Source organism: Rhodopseudomonas pentothenatexigens (assembly GCF_900218015.1).
In the GTDB taxonomy this organism is placed as follows: domain Bacteria; phylum Pseudomonadota; class Alphaproteobacteria; order Rhizobiales; family Xanthobacteraceae; genus Rhodopseudomonas; species Rhodopseudomonas pentothenatexigens.
Genome location: NZ_UFQQ01000019.1, coordinates 21,674 through 40,883 on the forward strand (window position 1 = coordinate 21,674; position 19,210 = coordinate 40,883).

At 65.6% G+C, this 19,210-nt stretch carries 18 protein-coding genes; 8 read left to right on the plus strand and 10 right to left on the minus strand.

Annotated elements, in window-relative coordinates:
• Positions 1-33: 33 nt before the first annotated feature.
• Entirely contained in the window at positions 34-480 is a 447-nt protein-coding gene (locus DWA33_RS17480; RefSeq protein ID WP_114359652.1) for a hypothetical protein, read from the minus strand.
• 212 nt (positions 481-692) lie between these two features.
• On the opposite strand from DWA33_RS17480, the gene DWA33_RS17485 reads away from it, so the two are divergent.
• Both DWA33_RS17485 and DWA33_RS17490 read left to right on the plus strand, forming a co-directional pair.
• Entirely contained in the window at positions 693-1,946 is a 1,254-nt protein-coding gene (locus tag DWA33_RS17485) for an acetyl-CoA C-acetyltransferase (protein WP_114359654.1), read from the plus strand.
• A 350-nt stretch (positions 1,947-2,296) separates the two neighbouring features.
• Positions 2,297-2,614: a (2Fe-2S) ferredoxin domain-containing protein gene (locus DWA33_RS17490; protein WP_114359656.1), complete on the plus strand. Its 318-nt coding sequence runs from the start codon at positions 2,297-2,299 to the stop codon at positions 2,612-2,614.
• A gap of 114 nt (positions 2,615-2,728) precedes the next feature.
• Here DWA33_RS17490 and DWA33_RS17495 read toward each other — a convergent pair whose 3' ends face one another.
• Entirely contained in the window at positions 2,729-3,034 is a 306-nt protein-coding gene (locus tag DWA33_RS17495) for a HigA family addiction module antitoxin (protein WP_114359658.1), read from the minus strand.
• 257 nt (positions 3,035-3,291) lie between these two features.
• Here DWA33_RS17495 and DWA33_RS17505 point away from each other — a divergent pair, with 257 nt between their 5' ends.
• Together DWA33_RS17505 and DWA33_RS17510 are read left to right on the plus strand one after the other, a co-directional pair.
• Positions 3,292-3,885 (plus strand): BglII/BstYI family type II restriction endonuclease, encoded by a 594-nt coding sequence (locus DWA33_RS17505; RefSeq protein ID WP_114359755.1) that lies wholly within the window; start codon positions 3,292-3,294, stop codon positions 3,883-3,885.
• Positions 3,869-4,519 carry an MT-A70 family methyltransferase gene (locus tag DWA33_RS17510; RefSeq protein WP_114359660.1) on the plus strand — a complete coding sequence of 217 codons (651 nt, stop codon included), beginning with the start codon at positions 3,869-3,871 and terminating at the stop codon, positions 4,517-4,519. Before DWA33_RS17505 ends, DWA33_RS17510 begins: the two co-directional genes overlap by 17 nt.
• A 4-nt stretch (positions 4,520-4,523) precedes the next feature.
• On the opposite strand, the gene DWA33_RS24935 is transcribed toward DWA33_RS17510, so the two are convergent.
• Positions 4,524-5,735, minus strand: a complete 1,212-nt coding sequence (locus DWA33_RS24935; protein WP_147270251.1) for a hypothetical protein — start codon at positions 5,733-5,735, stop codon at positions 4,524-4,526.
• 214 nt (positions 5,736-5,949) lie between these two features.
• Positions 5,950-9,090, minus strand: a complete 3,141-nt coding sequence (uvrB, locus tag DWA33_RS17515; RefSeq protein ID WP_114359662.1) for an excinuclease ABC subunit UvrB — start codon at positions 9,088-9,090, stop codon at positions 5,950-5,952.
• A 198-nt stretch (positions 9,091-9,288) separates the two neighbouring features.
• On the opposite strand from uvrB, the gene DWA33_RS17520 reads away from it, so the two are divergent.
• From DWA33_RS17520 to DWA33_RS17530, 3 genes are all read left to right on the plus strand, one after another.
• A complete protein-coding gene (locus DWA33_RS17520) occupies positions 9,289-11,265 on the plus strand; it encodes an alkyl/aryl-sulfatase (protein WP_114359664.1) in 1,977 nt (658 codons plus the stop codon).
• A 93-nt stretch (positions 11,266-11,358) separates the two neighbouring features.
• The gene (locus tag DWA33_RS17525; RefSeq protein ID WP_114359666.1) at positions 11,359-12,066 is read left to right on the plus strand and encodes a glutathione binding-like protein; all 708 of its coding nucleotides are present in this window, start codon (positions 11,359-11,361) and stop codon (positions 12,064-12,066) included.
• 264 nt (positions 12,067-12,330) lie between these two features.
• Entirely contained in the window at positions 12,331-13,026 is a 696-nt protein-coding gene (locus DWA33_RS17530) for a glutathione S-transferase family protein (protein ID WP_114359757.1), read from the plus strand.
• Here DWA33_RS17530 and DWA33_RS17535 read toward each other — a convergent pair.
• Entirely contained in the window at positions 13,014-13,805 is a 792-nt protein-coding gene (locus DWA33_RS17535) for a crotonase/enoyl-CoA hydratase family protein (RefSeq protein ID WP_114359668.1), read from the minus strand. The two genes, DWA33_RS17530 and DWA33_RS17535, sit on opposite strands and share 13 nt — an antisense overlap.
• An 81-nt stretch (positions 13,806-13,886) precedes the next feature.
• On the opposite strand from DWA33_RS17535, the gene DWA33_RS17540 reads away from it, so the two are divergent.
• Positions 13,887-14,570: a TetR/AcrR family transcriptional regulator gene (locus tag DWA33_RS17540; protein ID WP_114359670.1), complete on the plus strand. Its 684-nt coding sequence runs from the start codon at positions 13,887-13,889 to the stop codon at positions 14,568-14,570.
• Here the strand turns inward: DWA33_RS17540 and DWA33_RS17545 are convergent.
• From DWA33_RS17545 to DWA33_RS17565, 5 genes are all read right to left on the minus strand, one after another.
• Positions 14,497-15,204, minus strand: coding sequence for an HAD family hydrolase (locus DWA33_RS17545; protein ID WP_167443232.1), 708 nt, complete (start codon positions 15,202-15,204; stop codon positions 14,497-14,499). The genes DWA33_RS17540 and DWA33_RS17545 overlap by 74 nt on opposite strands.
• Positions 15,201-15,410: a hypothetical protein gene (locus DWA33_RS17550; RefSeq protein ID WP_114359674.1), complete on the minus strand. Its 210-nt coding sequence runs from the start codon at positions 15,408-15,410 to the stop codon at positions 15,201-15,203. Before DWA33_RS17550 ends, DWA33_RS17545 begins: the two co-directional genes overlap by 4 nt.
• A 288-nt stretch (positions 15,411-15,698) precedes the next feature.
• Positions 15,699-16,640, minus strand: a complete 942-nt coding sequence (locus DWA33_RS17555) for an aldo/keto reductase (protein WP_114359675.1) — start codon at positions 16,638-16,640, stop codon at positions 15,699-15,701.
• A 317-nt stretch (positions 16,641-16,957) separates the two neighbouring features.
• Complete coding sequence (gene olsA, locus DWA33_RS17560) at positions 16,958-17,806, minus strand: lyso-ornithine lipid O-acyltransferase (protein WP_114359677.1); 849 nt, start codon at positions 17,804-17,806, stop codon at positions 16,958-16,960.
• Between the two features lie 211 nt (positions 17,807-18,017).
• Positions 18,018-19,181 (minus strand): PQQ-dependent sugar dehydrogenase, encoded by a 1,164-nt coding sequence (locus tag DWA33_RS17565; protein ID WP_114359679.1) that lies wholly within the window; start codon positions 19,179-19,181, stop codon positions 18,018-18,020.
• Positions 19,182-19,210: the final 29 nt, after the last annotated feature.

A 19,210-nucleotide genomic window follows, 5' to 3' on the forward strand; every position in this document is an offset into this window, starting at 1 on the left:
CGGTCGGGCCGGCTTCGGGAGCCGGCCGATCGATCAGGCCTTCGCCTTCCGGGCCGGTTTCGGCTTTGCGGCCGCCGGCTTCGCCGGTGTCTTGGCCGCCGCTGCCTTGTCGTGTTTCGCCGCCTTGCGGCGCGACCCGGGATTGGCGGCGCCGGTCTTCGCGGCGTCGTCCGCCGGCTCGTCCTTCTGCTTCTGTTTCGGCTTGGCGGCTGCGGCCGCTTCCTCGGCTGCCTTGCGCATCGCCCTGGCATAAGAGTCGGCGGCGTTGTCGGCGGCCATCTGCAGCCGCTTCGCCGCGGCCAGTCCCAGTTCGTAGGCGACCGTCGCCAGCGCCTTGGCCTGCGCCTTGCCGGTCGCGTCCTTGGCCTTGGCGGCGCGCGCCTGCAGGGCGGCCCGGCGCTTCTTCACCGCGGCGGTCAGCGCCTTGGTCTGCTGTTTCGCGAGCTGCCGGATGATCGCGTCGAGATCGGCCTCGGCCATGTTGGTAGTCCCCCAGAAGTGTCGATTTGCGCGCGACTATGCAGAGCCGCACCACGCTTGGCAATTCGTCAGTTCCGCCGCGCGGCATAAGCCGACGTGCGCCGGCGATTGCATGGTGCTGCATCGCCGCTGCGGCTTGACTTCGCTGGCGTCTCGGACAATCTCGCCGCCAAGCCCCAACAAACCGCAAACAAGATCGGGAGAAGAACAAGATGGCAGACGCCTATATCATCGACGCAGTCCGCACCCCCCGCGGCATCGGCAAGGTCGGAAAGGGCGCTCTGGCCGACATGCATCCCCAGCACCTCGCCGCCACCGTGCTGAAGGCGATCGCCGAACGTAACAAGCTCAACACCGCCGATGTCGATGACATCATCTGGTCGACCTCGACCCAGCGCGGCAAGCAGGGCGGCGACCTCGGCCGCATGGCGGCGCTCGACGCCGGCTACGACATCAAGGCGTCCGGCACCACGCTCGACCGCTTCTGCGGCGGCGGCATCACCGCGGTGAACTTCGCCGCGGCGCAGATCATGAGCGGCATGGAAGACGTGGTGATCGCCGGCGGCACCGAGATGATGTCGCTGACCGCCTCGATGGCCGCCGAGGACATGGCGGCCGGCAAGCCGCCGCTCGGCATGGGCTCGGGCAACGCCCGCCTCGCCAAGGTGCATCCGCAGTCGCACCAGGGCATCTGCGGCGACGCCATCGCCAGCATGGAAGGCATCAGCCGCGAAACGCTCGACGCGCTCGGCCTCGAAAGCCAGCGCCGCGCCGCGATCGCCATCAAGGAAGGCCGCTTCGACAAGAGCATCGTTCCGGTGGTCGACGACGACGGCAAGGTGGTGCTGGGCAAGGACGAATATCCGCGCCCCGAAACCACCGCCGAAGGCCTCGCCGCGCTGAAGCCGGCCTTCACCGCGATGGCCGACTATCCGCTCGACGACAAGGGCACCACCTATCGCAAGCTGATCAACCAGAAGTACCCGGACCTCGAGATCAAGCACGTCCATCACGCCGGCAACTCGTCGGGCGTGGTCGACGGCGCCGCGGCGCTGCTGCTGACCTCGAAGGAATACGCCGACAAGCACGGCCTGAAGCCGCGCGCCAAGATCGTGGCGATGGCCAATATCGGCGACGATCCGACGCTGATGCTGAATGCGCCGGTGCCGGCCGCCAAGAAGGTGCTGCAGAAGGCCGGTCTCACCAAGGACGATATCGACCTCTGGGAGATCAACGAAGCCTTCGCCGTGGTCGCCGAGAAGTTCATGCGCGACCTCGACCTCGACCGCTCCAAGGTCAACGTCAACGGCGGCGCGATCGCGCTGGGCCACCCGATCGGCGCCACCGGCGCGATCCTGGTCGGCACCGTGCTCGACGAACTCGAGCGTCGCAACCTCAAGCGCGGCCTCGTCACCATGTGCGCCGCCGGCGGCATGGCGCCTGCGATCATCATCGAGCGGGTGTAAGGCGAGGGACGCGTAGGATGGGTTGAGCGTCAGCGAAACCCATCAATCCCGCGCAGCACTGCTGAAGTCATCGAAAAGGGCGGCGCGAGATGCGTCGCCCTTTTTCTGTGTCGCCCCACCGCGGTCCCTCATGGTGAGGAGGCGCGCAGCGCCGTCTCGAACCATGAGGCCGTGAGGCCGCCGCCATCCTTCGAGACGCCCGGCCGCGCCGGGCTCCTCAAGATGAGGTCCGTGCTTGGAGCAAGAATTCGTAGGATGGGTTGAGCTCAGCGAAACCCATCACTCACGCTCATGGAGTTCGATGGGTTTCGCTGCGCTCAACCCATCCTACGTGGCCCGATCGTCCCTATATGACGATCATGCCCACCAAATCCTCCCTCCCCATCGCCCGCCCCAAACGCCCGTCACCGGTGCTGATCTGCGGCAAATGCCTGTCGAAAATCGACGGCGGCAAGAAGCTGAAGCGGGCGTTGAAAGCCGAACTGAAGCACGCCGCCGCCGCGCAGGGCGGCAAGCGCCCCAAGCTCGTCACCACCGGCTGTCTCGGCATCTGCCCCAAGCGCGCGGTGGTCACGGCGAGCGCGGCGACGCTGGGACGCGGGGAGTATGTGTTGATCGAGGATCGGGCCGAGGCAGCGGCGGCGGTCAAGGTGCTGATCGAAGAGTAAGAGTGCCGGGGCAGCCGAGGCTTCCCGCTCGCGTCGGCGCAGGTGGCTGGTGGGCAGTCGGCTACGTGTGGCCGCTGCCACTACCCTGGGCGCATGGCGAAAAAACCGTAGCGTCTACTCCGCGGCGAGCACGCGGACGCGCGGCTCGATGGCGGGCCAGTCTGCGGCGCGGGCACGGCGCAGGCCGTAGGACGCCTGCAGGTTCATCCAGAGTTCGGGCGTCGTGCCGAAGTACTTCGCCAGCCGCAGGGCGACTGCGGCGGTGATCGCAGAGCGGCCGTGCACGATGTCGTTGACCCGGGCCGGATTGATGTCGATATCGCGCGCCAGCCGGTTCTGACTGATCCCGTTCGGGCGCATGAATTCCTCGATCAGAATCTCGCCGGGAGGGATCGGGGGGAGCTGCTTTGATTTGGCCATACTGAGCGCCTCAACTGATAGTCTACAGTTTCAACCATCTCGGCGCCGTCGTCGCGCCAATCAAAGTAGATCTGCCATTGATCGTTGATGCGGATCGAATGTTGGTCACGGCGTTTCCAAAGCCCTCCCATCTTCCGGGCGCCCGCTGCCAAGCCTAGCTCGATTTTCCGAGGATTCCTGTGAATTTTGCTTGAGAACAAATAGAGTACATTGTACAAATCGCTTCTAGGCGGCGCCAGACCATGAACAATGGTCACATGCCGAATCATTCGTTTGTCCCTGACGATATTGCTGCGCGTTACGAGGTGTTCGAATGGCGCAACGGGATCGCGATACTTTCGGCGGCACACCCCGAAAAATGGGCCGACATCCTCGCCGTGCTGCGGGGGTTCTCATTCTCGACCTCCGATGTGATGAAGCCCGGCGGTGCGAAGGGGCTCATAGCCAGCAAGCTGGACTCGCATTTCACCAAGCTGGGATGGGCCGAGAAGAAATTCGAAACAAAGATTGTAGTGGACGAAGCAGAACATGCTGCCCCCACACACAAGGTCGACTGTTACAAGGATCGTGTCGCGCTCGAAGTGGAGTGGAACAACAAGGATCCATTTTACGATCGGGATCTCAACAACTTCCGTCTGCTGTTCGATCTGCGCGCGATCGACGTCGGCGTCATCATCACGCGTTGCTCAGAACTTCAGACCATCTTCAACGAGTTGGGTAGAGGGCCGAGCTTTGGCAACTCAACGACCCACATGGCGAAACTACTACCGAGGCTTGAAGGCGGAAGCGGCGGCGGATGCCCCGTTGTTGTCTTTGGAATTAGAGCAACCTGCTATGTCAAAGACCAATAACGCCGCCTCCGACGATCTGTTGAGGTTCGCAGGAAAGCGAAAGTTCGCCACGATTTTGGCTGACCCACCATGGCAGTTCACCAACAAGACTGGCAAGGTTGCGCCGGAGCATCGCCGTCTGTCGCGCTACGGCACCATGAAGCTTGACGAGATTTGTTCGCTGCCGGTACAAGACATCGCTGCGCCGACCTCACACCTTTATCTGTGGGTGCCGAATGCGATGCTGCCGGACGGCCTCGCGGTGATGCAAGCCTGGGGGTTCACCTACAAGTCGAACATCGTCTGGCACAAAGTCCGCAAGGATGGAGGCTCCGACGGTCGGGGTGTCGGTTTCTATTTTCGTAATGTGACCGAGCTGATCCTGTTCGGCGTACGCGGCAAGAATGCGCGCACGCTCGCGCCAGGACGGCGTCAGGTCAATTTGCTTGCAACGCGCAAGCGAGAGCACTCGCGAAAGCCGGATGAGCAGTATGAAATTATCGAGTCGTGCTCACCTGGGCCGTTCATCGAATTGTTCTCCCGCGGAATTCGGCAGGGGTGGTCGAATTGGGGGAATCAGGCCGATGATAGCTATCGTCCGACATGGAGGACATACTCTTATCATTCAAGAACTGAGTTGGATGCTGCTGAGTGAGCGACTAAACGCTGCTTAGTACACGCGTAAGCGTTGCGGGGATCTCTGTTGTCGTAACAACTTTTTCGGATTTTGCATCCATCCATGCCAGGATAATTCCGACTGATGATGCATGTTCCACGAGCCACTCTTTTCCCTCTGGTGGTGCTGCCTCCATTAGGAGAAGCATCCATTCTCCAGGATCAAGAAGGTCTCGATAGAGGAAGCGGTATTCAAGCAACTGGCTTATTCCGCGCCGCGCTTGTGTGTGAAAGTTGCGGTCCGTGCAGCTCTTGATTTCCACTAACACGGAGTGGCCTTCGACCTCGAAGTGGAGGTCGATGTTCTGATTGTACTTTGGAGCGCATCCGATTTTCCTCACAAGGTCCGCAAGTGCCTTTTCAAGGTCGTAGTGAGACTTATTTGCTCGCTCGCGGGCAATCATGTTCAGATTGAATGTGGCCCCCTTTGCGCTGCTCGCCCCACTAGGTGGCCGTCGGTCCCAATCCCGTGATTGGCTAACCGTAGCAGGGCAAGTCTCGATAGATTCATCTTCGAGTAAATCAGTGTCTAGCAGATTTGTTGGAGGAACTACAATTTTGACTGTGTCGTCGGAATTTAACAGACCCAACCAGCCTCTGTCTCTTAAGAAGTTGATTGGATTGGCTAGCAGTTCGTCTCTGGCGACAAGATCTGGCTCGTGCTGCGCAGCAACGATTGCGGCTTGTTCAAGCCAACCATCCTCCCTTTCCAAGCGTACAGTATTCGAAGAGGCGTCGAAGATTCCTGTCTCGCTTAAGAAAAATTCGAAGTTTGATCGAGCTTTCTTTGATGCTTTCTTGCTTAGCCATAGATTGAAAAAATCGGCGTTTCTCTTGTTCGTCAATTCGGTCGGTCGCCAATTTCCCGAAGAGTCGGCTATCACTTCGCATATGAAGCGTCTTATGCGCTCGTCTCTGTAAGCCCAAACAAAATACATCACCTTTCTCAACAAGGCGCTATTCAGACTGTAACTCTTCGTCAGAGAAAGAAAATAATCGTAAGAAATACGTCCATTGTTGATGATTAAGAAGCGCTTGCTAATCAATCCCGGTGCGTCACGATGAGAGTTCGGAGAATGGCGCGCAAAATCAAGAAGTGCCTGGTATGGCATTCCAGGGGCTGCAGCGAGGATTGCGGCATCTAATTTTTCAAGTGGAGGCTCTTTAGTAAGGGAGCCGAAATTCGTCTGTGTCATTTAATCGCCCCGTTCAATTTGCGGAGCGTCAACCTATGGTCGCAAAGTTAGCAACTTCTTTAGATTGGCAACGTGCAGCAAGGAAGCAGCGCGACGCAAGCCCGCCTCAATCTCTGGCGTTGCCGAGGTCTCATCCTGACCCCGCCGCTCAGCTGCCGTCCTGTAGATAGCTTGCTCAGCGGTTTGATGGAATAGACGTAACCGTCTAGGTCTCCTACCTCTTCTTCCACCCGCCCCTCTTTCCCGGCGCGCCGCCGGTCGAGCGCGGGGAGGGGCCGAATTCGGGGCCGGCTTCGCGGCTGGAGGTCGGCTGATAGATCTTGCTCTCCGTGCCCGGGCCCATCTCGTCGAGCGTCGGTTTGCGCGGCTTGTCGCGTTGGACTTTCTTGAATTCGTGCCAGCCGGCGATGCCCATTTCGTCGAGGTCGGGTTTGTGGACCTTGGAGGCTGTGCCTGGGGCACCCCCACCCCGGCTGCCTGCGGCAGCCGACCCTCCCCGCAAGGGGGAGGGTGACGAGACGGCGCGGCCTCGCGAAACACTGTCGCCCGACGCGCCGCGCGCGCCCTTGCCGCGTCCACCCTTGCTCGTCTCGGCCGGCAGGTTCGCGGCTGCGCCGTAGCGCTTGGCGCCGGCGTAGGCGCCGGCTTTCTCGGTGACGCCGCGCTGCTTCACGGTGGGATCGTCGATCACCGCGAGCTCGGTGGCGCGGAGGCGTTTGACTTCGTCGCGCAGGCGGGCGGCTTCCTCGAAGTTCAGGTCGGCGGCGGCTTCGCGCATCCGGGTTTCGAGGTCGGCCAGCACCGCCTCGAAATTGTGGCCGATCACCGCGGCGTCGTCGGTGAAGCCGGCGCCCTTGCCGTCGCCGATCTCGACCAGCACGTGGTCGCGCTCGTACACGCTGTTGAGGATGTCGCCGATCGACTTCTTGACGCTCTCCGGCGTGATGCCGTGCGCGGTGTTGTATTCGATCTGCTTCTCGCGGCGGCGATTGGTCTCGTCGATCGAGCGCTGCATCGAGCCGGTCATTTGATCGGCATAGAGGATCACCTTGCCGTCGACGTTGCGGGCGGCGCGGCCGATGGTCTGAATGAGGGACGTTTCGCTGCGCAAAAAGCCTTCCTTGTCGGCATCGAGGATCGCCACCAGCGCGCATTCGGGAATGTCGAGGCCTTCGCGCAGCAGGTTGATGCCGACCAGCGCGTCGAATGCGCCGAGCCGCAGGTCGCGGATGATCTCGATGCGCTCGATGGTGTCGATGTCCGAATGCATGTAGCGCACGCGGATGCCCTGCTCGTGCAGGAACTCGGTGAGGTCCTCGGCCATCCGCTTGGTCAGAACGGTGATCAGCGTGCGATAGCCGCGCGCCGCGGTGGCGCGGACTTCGCCGACCAGATCGTCGACCTGGGTGCGGGCCGGGCGGATGTCGACCGGCGGATCGATCAGTCCGGTCGGGCGAATGACCTGCTCGACGAACACGCCGCCCGACTCGTTCAGCTCCCACGCCGCCGGGGTCGCCGACACCGCGACGGTCTGCGGCCGCATCATGTCCCATTCCTCGAACCGCAGCGGTCGGTTGTCCATGCAGGACGGCAGCCGGAAGCCGTATTCGGCCAGCGTCGCCTTGCGGCGGAAGTCGCCTTTGAACATCGCGCCGATCTGCGGGATCGAGACGTGGCTCTCGTCGGCGAACACCAGCGCGTTGTCGGGCACGTATTCGAACAGCGTCGGCGGCGGCTCACCCGGCCGGCGGCCGGTCAGATATCGCGAGTAGTTCTCGATGCCGGCGCAACTGCCGGTCGCTTCCATCATCTCGATGTCGAAGGTGGTGCGCTGCTCCAGCCGCTGCGCTTCCAGCAACCGGCCCTGCGCGTGCAGCTGATCGAGCCGCCATTTCAGCTCGGTCTTGATCGAGGAGATCGCCTGGATCAGCGTCGGCCGCGGCGTCACGTAGTGCGAATTGGCGTAGATCTTGACGAATTCCAGCTCGTCCTGCTTGTGGCCGGTGAGCGGGTCGAATTCCTCGATGCCCTCGATCTCGTCGCCGAACATCTTCACCCGCCAGGCGCGATCCTCGTAGTGCGCCGGGAAGATGTCGATGACGTCGCCGCGCACCCGGAAGGTGCCGCGGGTGAAGTCGGCCTGGGTGCGCTTGTATTGCAGCGCCACCAGATCGGCGATCAGCTGGCGCTGATCGATCCGCTCGCCGCGCTTCAGCGCGAAGGTCATCGCCGTATAGGTCTCGACCGAGCCGATACCGTAGATGCACGACACCGAAGCGACGATGATGACGTCGTCGCGTTCGAGCAGCGCGCGGGTGGCGGCGTGGCGCATCCGGTCGATCTGCTCGTTGATCGAGGAGTCCTTCTCGATATAGGTGTCGGTGCGCGGAACGTAGGCCTCGGGCTGGTAGTAGTCGTAATACGAGACGAAATATTCGACGGCGTTGTCGGGGAAGAAGTTCTTGAACTCGCCGTAGAGCTGCGCCGCCAGCGTCTTGTTCGGCGCCAGGATGATCGCCGGGCGCTGCGTCGCCTCGATCACCTTGGCCATGGTGTAGGTCTTGCCCGAGCCGGTGACGCCGAGCAGCACCTGGGTGCGATCGTTGCGGTCGATGCCTTCGACCAGCTCCTTGATCGCCTGCGGCTGGTCGCCGCGCGGCTGGTAGTCGGATTTCAGCACGAAGCGCACGCCGCCTTCGGATTTCTCCGGGCGCGGCGGCCGGTGCGGCACCCACAGCTTGACGCCGCCGTCCTCGCCTTTGAACTCCGGGCGGCCGTCGCGGATCAGGCTCTCCAGCGCGTCGGCGGTGGCCTTGACGCCGAGCGCCTCCATCTTGCTGCGCGGCGGACGGGCCAAGGCTTCGGCGTCGTCCTCCTCGGTCGGCAGGCCGAGCTGCCGCGCCAGCTCCGGATCGAGCGTCGGAATGGTCGCGGCGGTGCCGTAATTGGCCTGCTGGGCTTCGGCAAAGCCTTGACCCAATCCTTGCCCGTGGCCCCCCACCCCCGACCCCGGATCAAGTCCGGGGCGGGCTCCCTCCCCGCGAGGGGGAGGGGAGCCCCGAGGTGGCTGCGGATAAGGCTGCAGCGCCGTCGGCCGCGGCGTCGCGCCGTCTCCCGCTCTGGCGGTCGAGGCCCGGCCGCGATGCACCGCGGCCTCGCCGCCGCTGCGGCGGTCGTGCGAATTGTCCGGCGGCGGCTGCAAGCCGGTGCCGGAGCCGAGGCCGGCATCGCCGCGGTTCAGCGCCGGGTTCAGCAGCTCGGCCAGCGCCGGGCCGATCGGCTTCACCTCGGGCCGATGCGCCTTGGATTTCGGCGCGCGGGTCGATTTTTTCGGAGTGTCGGGAGATTTCGCCATCGGCGGGAATATGGGCAGAGTCGACGATCGATGAAAGGGCGCTTTGCGCGGAGCCGCTGCCGCAGAACCGGGGCGCGACAGAATTTTGCTGCGATGCGGCTGTGGTGCGGAATGCCGTTGCGAATGCACTGCGCGGTCTTTCCTTCGCCGCCGGGAACCGTAAGCTGCGGTTCCGTTCCCGCCTCGAGAGCTCCCGCCATGCACCGTCCCACTGCCTTGGCTCTCCTCGTTGCTGCGCTCGCGCTGCCCGCCGCTGCGATCGCCCAACCGAACGACGCCGAGCCGGCGACCCGGGCCGCCAACGAGGCGGTGGCGAAGGCGCTGCCGCTGGCCGACCGCGCGGATTTCGAGGATGCGCAGCGCGGCCTGATCGCGCCGCTGCCGAACGGCGTCGTCGCCGGTGCCGCGGGCGCGCCGCCGGTGTGGAATCTGAAGCCCTTCGATTTCCTGAAAGGCGGAGCATCGCCGCCGACGGTGAATCCGAGTCTGTGGCGGCAGGCGCAGCTCAATCTCGCCAACGGCCTGTTCCAGGTCGCCGACCGGGTCTATCAGGTGCGCGGGCTCGATATGGCCAACCTCACCATCGTCGAGGGCGACACCGGGCTGATCGTCACCGACACCACGATGACGGTGCCGACCGCCAAGGCGGCGCTCGATCTGTATTATCAGCACCGGCCGAACAAGCCGGTGGTGGCGCTGATCTACACCCACAGCCACATCGACCATTTCGGCGGCGCGCGCGGCCTGATCAGCGAGGCCGACGCCGCGAGCGGCAAGGTCAAGGTGATCGCGCCGGCCGGCTTCATGGAGCATGCGGTCGCCGAGAACGTCATCGCCGGCAACGCGATGAGCCGCCGCGCCCAGTTCCAGTTCGGCGCGCCGCTGCCGGTCGGCGAGCGCGGCCAGGTCGACGCCGGGCTCGGCAAGGCGCTGGCGCTCGGGCCGTTGTCGCTGATCCCGCCGAACGACACCATCCAGCAATCCTACGAGACCCGCACGATCGACGGCGTCGAGATCGAATTCCATCTCGTGCCCGGCTCCGAGGCGCCGTCGGAGATGATCTCGTATTATCCGCAGTTCAGGCTGCTCAACATGGCGGAGGACACCACCCACACCCTGCACAATCTCTACACGCTGCGCGGCGCGGCGGTGCGCGACGGCCGGCTGTGGTCGAAATATATCGGCGAGGCGATCGACCGCTACGGCGACCGCACCGACATCGTCATCGCGCAGCACCATTGGCCGGTGTGGGGCCGCGACCGTGTGGTCGGCTATCTGAAGAAGCAGCGCGACGTCTACAAATTCATCCACGACCAGAGCGTACGGCTGCTCAATCACGGCCTGACGCCGACCGAGATCGCCGAGCGGCTGACGCTGCCGCCGTCGCTGGCCGGCGAATTCGCCGCGCGCGGCTATTACGGCTCGGTCAGTCACAACGCCAAGGCGGTGTATCAGTTCTATCTCGGCTGGTACGACGCCAACCCGGCCGAGCTCAATCCGCTGCCGCGCGCCGAACAGGCGAAGAAGGAGATCGACTATATGGGCGGCGCCGCCGCCGTGCTGGCCCGCGCCCGCGACGACTACAAGGCCGGCCAGTATCGCTGGGTCGCGAGCGTCGCCAGCAAGCTGGTGTTCGCCGATCCGGCGAACAAGGAGGCGCGGGCGCTCGGCGCCGACGCGCTGGAACAGCTCGGCTATCAGGCCGAGGCCGCGACCTGGCGCAACGCCTATCTGCTCGGCGCGCAGGAGCTGCGCAGCGGTCTCGCCGCGACGGCGCTCAGCACCGCCAACCCCGATCTGTTGAAGGCGGTGTCGGTCGATCTCGCCTTCGATTTCCTCGCCGTCCGGCTCAATCCCGCCAAGGCCGAGGGCAAGCGCATCGTGGTGAACTGGACCTTCAGCGACACCAAGGAGACCTACACGATGACGCTGGAGAATTCGGCGCTGTCGCACGTCGCCGGCAAGCTCTCCAGCGACGCCAATGTCAGCGTCACGCTCAGCCGCCCGACCTTCGATGCGATCTCGCTGAAGCAGCGCAGCTTCCTCGGCGCGATCGCCACCGGCGACCTGTGGGTCAGCGGCAACCCGCTGAAGCTGCGCGAGCTGTTCGGCATGTTCGACGAGTTCTCGCCGAATTTCGAAGTGATCGAGCCGGTCAAGGCCAGCGTGGATTGAGGCGGGTCGGCGGGTTGACTTCGCCGGGCAAGTGGTGAAAGTTCATGCATATGCATCCAATTGGGATGCCACCCTCAGCCGCGAGAAACGCTCATGATCGACCTGTACTACTGGACCACGCCGAACGGTCACAAGATCACGATGTTCCTCGAAGAAGCGGGGCTCGACTACAACATCGTGCCGGTGAACATCGGCGCCGGCGATCAGTTCAAGCCTGACTTCCTGGCGATCGCGCCGAACAACCGGATGCCGGCGATCGTCGATCATGCGCCCGCCGGCGGAGACAAGCCGCTGTCGGTGTTCGAATCCGGCGCGATCCTGCTGTATCTCGCCGACAAGACCGGCAAGTTCCTGCCGAAGGATCTGTACGGGCGCAACGACACGCTGCAATGGCTGTTCTGGCAGATGGGCGGCCTCGGACCCATGGCCGGGCAGAACCACCATTTCAACGTCTACGCGCCGGAGAAGATTCCCTACGCCATCAACCGCTACGTCAACGAGACCAACCGGCTGTACGGCGTGCTCAACAAGCGGCTGGCGGATCGCGAATTCCTCGCCGGCACCTATTCGATCGCCGACATGGCGAGCTATCCGTGGATCGTGCCGTACAAGAACCAGGGCCAGAACATCGACGACTTCCCGCATCTGAGGCGCTGGCTGGAGGCCATCGCGGCGCGGCCTGCCGCCGAGCGCGCCTACGCCAAGGCCAAGGAGGTCAACCCGAGCTTCGGCCAGCCGACGATCCGCACCGAGGAAGAAAAGAAGATGCTGTTCGGCCAGACCGCCGCGGTGGTGAAGTAGTTCGATCCGTCGGTCATTCCGGGGCGCGAGCGCAGCTCGCGAACCCGGAATCTCGATGTTCAGATCACCTCGGGATTCCGGCTCACGCGCTGGCGCGCGTGCCCCGGAATGACGAGCGTGATACTGACCAACTCCGTCATGCGCGGGCTTGACCCGCGCATCCATCTCCCGAACGATGGATCGCCGGATCAAGTCCGGCGATGACGTCGGTTGTCGGGTAAGCGCCGGATCACAGCGGCGCATCAACGAGGGGTGATGGGCGACATGACTCTCCAACTGTTCGAACTGGTCGGGGCCGATGCCGGGCGGCCGTTCTCGCCGTTCGTGTGGCGGACGCGGATGGCGCTGGCGCACAAGGGACTGCAGGCCGAAACGATCCCGTGGCGCTTCACCGACAAGGCCGCGATCGCCTGCCACGGTTCCGAGAAGGTGCCGGTGCTGCTCGACGGCGACAAGGCGGTGTGCGACTCCTGGGCGATCGCCAACTATCTCGAAGACGCCTATCCGGACCGGCCGTCGCTGTTCGGCGGCGACGGCGGCCGGGCGATGGCGCGGATGCTGAACTGGTGGGGCGACCTCGCCATCGTCGGCGGCATCTTCCCGATGGTGGTCGCCGACATCGTGCAGCGGCTGGATCCTGCCGATGCGGCGTATTTCCGGCAGTCGCGCGAGGCGCGGCTGAAGACGTCGCTGGAAGAAGCCGCCGCGACCCGCGACCGCGCGGTCGAAGGCTTCCGCAGGTCGCTCGATCCGCTGCGGCTGACGCTGAAGACGCAACCCTTTCTCGGCGGCGCCGCGCCGAACTACGCCGACTACATCGTGTTCGGCGGCTTCCAATGGGCGCGCATCGTCAGCGATTTCCAACTGCTGCAGAACGACGACCCGGTCTATGCCTGGCGCGAGCGGCTGCTCGACGCGTTCGGCGGTCTGGCGCGCGCCACGCCGGGCTATCCGGTCTGAGCCGGGCCGCGCCGCCGGTTGCGCCAGTCGGCGAGGCCGCGCGCCAGCTCCTCGCCGCCGGCGAGCGCGGCGAATTGCGCGCGCTCGACCAGCAGGCCCTCGTCGATCGACAGATTGAGCCCGCGCGTTGCGGCGGTGATCACCGCTGCGACTGCGCCCGGCGGATGCCGGATGATCTGCCGCGCCAGCGCGTCGGCCGCAGAGAGCAGGTCGCCGTGCGGCACCACGCGGTTGACCAGGCCGATCGCGAGCGCATGGTCGGGCGAAAACGGCTCGCCGGTGAGTAACAGCTCCAGGCCGCGCTTGCGGCCGGCGAGGCGCGGCAGCCGCTGGGTGCCGCCGAAGGTCGGCGGCATCGCCAGCTTGATCTCCGGCTTGGCGAACCGGGCGCGCTCGCTCGCCACCGCCAGATGCACCGCCTCGGTGATCTCGCAGCCGCCGCCATAGGCGAGGCCGTTCACCGCCGCGATCACCGGCTTATTGAAACTCTCGAGCCGCGCCGTCATGGTCTGGCCGCGGCGGACGAAGTCGCGCACCGCATGCTCGGCGCCGCGCGCGACGCTGCCGGAGAATTCGGCGATGTCGGCGCCGGCGGAAAACGCCCGGTCGCCGGCGCCGGTCAGGATCACGGCGCGGACGCCGTCGTCGACCTCGATCGCGTCGAGCCGCTGCATCAAGCGGTCGATCAACGCGTAGTTCAGTGCGTTCAGCTTGTCGGGGCGGTTCAGCGCTAAGAGCGCGACGCCGTCGCGCAGCTCGATCGGGATCAGCTCGGTCATGTCCGGGTCTCCATCGGGTCGTCCGATCGCTACCGCGGCAGGTGCGTTGTGTATATTCACTGGTCGGTATACATGAGGGGAATGGCGAGCCGAACTTCAGCAGCGTCTCCGAACACCCGCGACGGCACGATCACGCGCGACCGCATCGTCGCCGCCGCCGCCAAGCTGTTCTATGCCGAGGGCATCCGCGCGGTCGGGGTCGACGCGGTGGCCGAGAAAGCCGGCGTCACCAAGCGGACGCTGTATTATCACTTCCGCAGCAAGGACGATCTGGTCGCCGCCTATCTGCAAGGGCGCGACCAGCCGAATCTCGCGCTGTTCCGGCAGTGGTTCGAGGAGACGCCGGGCGCGCTGTCGGCCAAGGTCGAGGGCATCTTCAGGAATCTTGCCCGCGCCGCGCGGCATCCGAAATGGAAGGGCTGCGGCTTCCTGCGCACCTCGGCGGAGCTCGCCAATTTGCCGGGCCATCCGGCGATCAAGATCGGCGCCGCGCACAAGAAGAAGTTCGAGCGCTGGCTGCGCGATACGTTCGCCGAGGCCGGGATCGGCGAGGCCGACGAGCTGGCGCGGCAGATGCTGCTGCTGCTCGACGGCTCGTTCGCGGTGGTGCTGCTGCATCGCGATGCGAGCTACATGGAGACCGCAGGCGCGGCGGCGGCCAGGCTGGTGGCGGCGGCGCTGCCGCGCCGGGTCAGCGCGGCGCGGCCAACGCGTTCGATGCCGCGAACCGGCCGCGGGTCTCGAGCAAACTCCGCACCGCGTTGAGATCCGGCAGCACCGCGGCGCATCTGCCGCGGGTGGCGGCGTCGGGCTGCAGCAGGTCGGGCACCATCAGGGTGATGGCGCCTGCGGTGGCCGCGGCGGTGACGCCGACGCTGGAATCCTCGACCGCGACGCAATTCGCCGGCGCCGCACCGAGCCGGCCGGCGGCGAGCAGATACAGATCCGGCGCCGGCTTGCCATGGGCGACGTCGTCGCGGGTCAGGATGGTGTCGAACCGGCCGCGGATGCCGGCGAGCGTCAGATGCAGGTCGGCGGTCTTGCGCGACGACGAAGTCACCACCGCCACCGGGCAGCGCGCGTCGTCGAGCGCATCGAGCAGTTCGCAGGTGCCGGGCTTCACCGGCAGCCCCTGGGCGAACCGGGCGTCGCGCTTCTGGACGAAGGCGCGGTTGATCTCGGAGAGCGGCAGCGTCTCGCCGTAGCGCGCGACCAGCAGCGCCTGGCATTCCGGCCCCGGCAGCCCGATCATCGACTCGCAGGTCTTTGTCGCATCCGGCAGGCCGAAGCCGTTCAGCACCTCGGTTAAGCTTTCCAGATACACCCGCTCGGTGTCGACCAGCGTGCCGTCCATGTCGAGCAGCACCGCTGCGATCAGCCAGTCCTGCGCAGCGTTCACGATTTGCGGCTCGCCTTCGCGGCCTCGCGCAGACATTCCGGGCACAGGCAATCGACCGCGTCCGACGGTAGCGGCAGATGCGCCGGCTCCGCCGAGCACCAGCAGCCGCTGTCCATCGTGCACGAGAACTCCGCGCCGCATCCGGCGCAGATCAGCCGCCGCGGCGGCGGCGCAGGCGTGGCGGAACTGGTCGGGCGGAGCGGCATGTTCGTGGGTCGATGAACGCAGGTGAAACCAGTTGGTAGCGTACTCCGCCTGAGCCGCGATGCAATACGCGGAAGGTCGCGGAGGTGAGGGGGACCGCCCGACTCAATAAAAGGGGAGCCACCTCTCCCCCTGTCATTCCGGGGCGCTCGCGCTCAGCGAGCGAACCCGGAATCTGGCGCGGGGCAGGGCTTGGCGGGCGCCGCGCACACCAACGTCGGGATTCCGGGCTTGCGGGCGCGCCCCGGAATGACCGTCGAGGTTGGACGACGGGCGCTGTCTGCCGCCAACTACCCCTTCGTGATCGTATCGACCTCCGCCATCTCCTCGGCGGTCAGCTTCCAGCTCGCCGCCTTGACGTTCTGCTCGATCTGCTCCGGCGTGGTGGCGCCGGCGATCACGCTGGAGACCTGCGGGCGGCAGGCGAGCCAGGAGAATGCCAGTTCGAGCAGCGAGTGGCCGCGGGCTTCGGCGAACGCCTTGAGCTGATCGACGACGTTGAGATTGACCTCGGTGAAGTAGCGGTCACGGATCGCCGGCATCTTGGCGAAGCGGGTGTGCGCCGGCGCTTCCGTGCCGCGCTGGTACTTGCCGGTCAGAAGCCCGCTCGCCAGCGGGAAGAACGGCAGCAGCCCGAGCTTGTATTCCTGCGCCGCCGGCAACAGGTCCTTCTCGATGTCGCGGACGACGAGGCTGTATTCGTCCTGGCACGAGACGAAGTGATGGGTGCCGAGCGCACGGGCGACGTATTCGGCCTCGGCGATCCGCCATGCCGGGAAGTTCGAATTGCCGATGTAACGCACCTTGCCGGCGCGGATCAGGTCGTCGAGCGCACGCAGCGTCTCGTCGATCGGCGTCAGCGGGTCGTAGTCGTGCTGCTGGTACAGATCGATCCAGTCGGTCTTCAGCCGCTTCAGGCTGGCCTCGACCGCCTCGACGATGTAGCGCCGCGACGCGCCCTGCTTGGTGCCGTCGGTCGCCATCGGCTTGCAGAACTTGGTCGCCAGCACGATGTCCTTGCGGCGGTCGCCGAGCACATTGCCCAGCACAGTCTCGGAGCCGCCCATGCCGGCATAGATGTCGGCGGTATCGAACAGCGTGACGCCGAGGTCGATCGCCTTGTGGATCACCTTCTTCGAGGTCTCGGGATCGGTGCGCTGGCCGAAATTGTTGCAGCCGAGGCCGACGACCGAGACCCGCAGGCCGCTGCCGCCGAGATTGCGAATGTCCATGAACAGTCCCTGAGCGATGCGTGGAGCCGCCCATTGTGGCGCCCGCCGCGCAGCGCCGCAACCCGCGTCGCCGATCACAGCCGCGTCATGCCGTGCGTCGTGACGGCGTTGCTGAGCGAAAGCCGCTCTCGTGCCATCTGGCCCGTTACTCATGCCCCTACCCCGCGTGTCATTCCGGGGCGCGCGCGTCAGCGCGTGAACCCGGAATCTCGCAGGTTTGGGGCACGGCCGGAGCCTGCATCGCGGGATTCCGGGTTCGCTCGCTTGCGCGATCGCCCCGGAATGACGGTTTGTGGCAGCGCGTAAGTATGCGTGCGCTACGCCGGCTCCGCCTGAACGTCCGGCGGCGGCACCGGGCGAGTGGCCGGCCGCTGCGCCACCGCGCCGCGCATGCCGGCGCGGCGGGCGGCTTCGCACATCCGGCGCACCGACTGCTCGGCGTCGCGGGTGATCTGCTTGCGGTCGGCGGTGGTCGAGGTCGCGACCGCATCGCCCCAGCTGACGGTGACGTCGATCGCGCCGGCCGACAGCAGCGCGATGAAGTGCGGGATCAGGTCGGCGTCGCCGTACCACGCAACGCGGTCGCGCAGTTCGCGGCCGATCGGCAGGCCGCTGAGGCCGGTATAGGTGACCGCCATCGGCTGCACCGCGACTTCGGCGCCGCTCTGTTCGCCGATTGCGTGATGCACCGCGCCGACCAGCGCGGAGCGGAACGGCAGCACCCGGCTGCCGTCGGACGAGGTGCCTTCGGCGAACAGGACCATGGCGTCGCCGTCCTGCAGCCGCGCGCCGATTTCGCGCGTGACCTCGCCGGTGCGATGCCGCGCCTGGCGATCGATGAACACGGTACGCTGCCAGCGCGCCAGCGCGCCGAACACCGGCCAGGTCGCGACTTCGCTCTTGGCGATGAACGACACCGGCGCCACCGCGGAGATCACGCAGATGTCGAGCCAGGAGACGTGATTGGACAGGATCAATACCGGGCCGTCGCAGCGGCGGCCGACCTGATGAATCCGCACGCCGATCAGCGCGCAGACGATGCGATGATACAGTTGCGGAATGGTGCGCTGCGCGCGCCAGCCGAACCGCTTCGCCAGCAGATGCGCCGGCAGCAGTGCAAACGTCAGCGGCACCACGGCGGCAATGACGAGGATGAATCGCAGCATGGCAATAACTTTGCGCCGCTCAAAAAGGTGCGGCCCCGGTCAGACGCGGCGACTGACGGGGACCGCTGGGGACGTTGATCGGCGACGGGGGGCCTCGATCAGACGCGAGCGGACCGTAGCGGTAGTTTGTTACACGGCAGTGACGCGTCAACTACATCTTAACCTGTGAGGCGATCGTACGGCGCTCGCCCGCCGACCCGCCCAACAGCGCTTAGTTCGGCGCCGGCGTCACCCGCAAAATCCGCCCGGCGTCGCTGTCGGTGAGCAGCCACAGCGCGCCATCGGGGCCCTGGCGGACATCGCGGATCCGCTCGCTCAGCGCTCGCAGCAGCCGCTCTTCTCCGGTGATCCTGTCGCCTTGCAGCGACAGCCGCACCAGCATCTGGCCGGACAGCGCGCCGACGAACAGGCTGCCGTTCCAATCCGGGAATAGCTTGCCGGTGTAGAACGCCATGCCGCTTGGCGAGATCGACGGCACCCAGTACTTGATCGGCTGCTGCATTCCGGGCTTGGCGGTCGCTTCGTGAATCTTGGCGCCGCTGTAGTCGATTCCGTAGCCGATCACCGGCCAGCCGTAATTCTCGCCTTTGCGGATGATGTTGACCTCGTCGCCGCCGCGCGGGCCGTGCTCGACTTCCCACAGACTGCCGTCGGCGGGATTGAGCGCGAGCCCCTGCGGATTGCGATGGCCCAGGCTCCAGATCTCGGGCCTGGCGCCGTCGCGGCCGGCGAACGGATTGCCGGCCGGCACGCTGCCGTCGGGTGCGATGCGCACGATCTTGCCGATGTGGTCGGACAGACTCTGCGCCTGATTGCGATGGCTGTAGTGGTCGCCGAGGGTGACGAACAGATCACCGCTCGCGTCCTGCGCGATCCGGCAGCCGTAGTGATTGCCCGACGACAGCGGTCCCTGCTGGCGGAAGATCACCTTCACGGCATCGAGCCGCGGCGCGTCGCCGTCGACGAAAGTGCCGCGGGCTACTGCGGTCCGGCCGCCGCTGCCGGCGCGTTCGGCGTAGCACAGATAGATCGTCCGGTTGGTGGCGACGTCCTTGTCGGCGACGACGTCGAGCAGTCCGCCCTGGCCCGAGGCCCATACCTCGGGCACGCCTTGGAGCGGCTTCGACACTTCGCCTTGCGCTGTCACCAGCCGCAGCCGTCCGGGACGCTCGGTCACCAGCATCCGGCCGTCGGGGAGAAACGTCAGCCCCCACGGATGCTCGAGATTCTGGGCCACCGTTTGCACCGCCAGCGGGCCCGCGGAGGATTCGAAGGTGGTGACGGCACCGCGGCTGGCGGTCACGATGACGAGGGACGCGACCAGCGCGGTCGCGGCGGTCAGCGTCCCGGAAACCCAGACGATCGGTGCCTTCATCGCAGTGCCTCCTCGCAGGATGGCCGGTG